At 72.3% G+C, this 256-nt stretch carries 1 protein-coding gene; it reads right to left on the bottom strand.

Features of this window, described 5'->3' with window-relative positions; all coding sequences use genetic code 11:
* A partial coding sequence (locus tag ADK67_RS55365; protein ID WP_442974150.1) for a DUF6247 family protein occupies positions 1–131 on the bottom strand: 131 nt, incomplete at its 3' end.
* Positions 132–256: the final 125 nt, after the last annotated feature.

The following is a 256-nucleotide window of genomic DNA, read 5'->3' as shown; positions in this document are numbered from 1 at the left end:
GCGGCCTGGCCCAGGGCGTGGCGGCAGTCGGCGTCGAAGGCGTCGCGTTCCTCGGGCAGCAGTGCGGCGCGGATCGCCTCGGGGGTCTTCTCGACCTCCGGCGATGGCTGGTGCGCGGCTGCTGCGGTCACACCGACACGATAGCGGGTCGGCGTCGACGGTGGCCCGACGACAACGACACGGTGGTGCGTGTCGTCATGCCCGCCGGTCGGCGGGCATGACCCTCGTCCTCCTCGGCGACGGATACATCCGCTGT

The organism is Saccharothrix sp. NRRL B-16348, assembly GCF_001280085.1.
In the GTDB taxonomy this organism is placed as follows: Bacteria; Actinomycetota; Actinomycetes; order Mycobacteriales; family Pseudonocardiaceae; genus Actinosynnema.
This window is presented reverse-complemented; position numbering and strand designations above follow the sequence as displayed.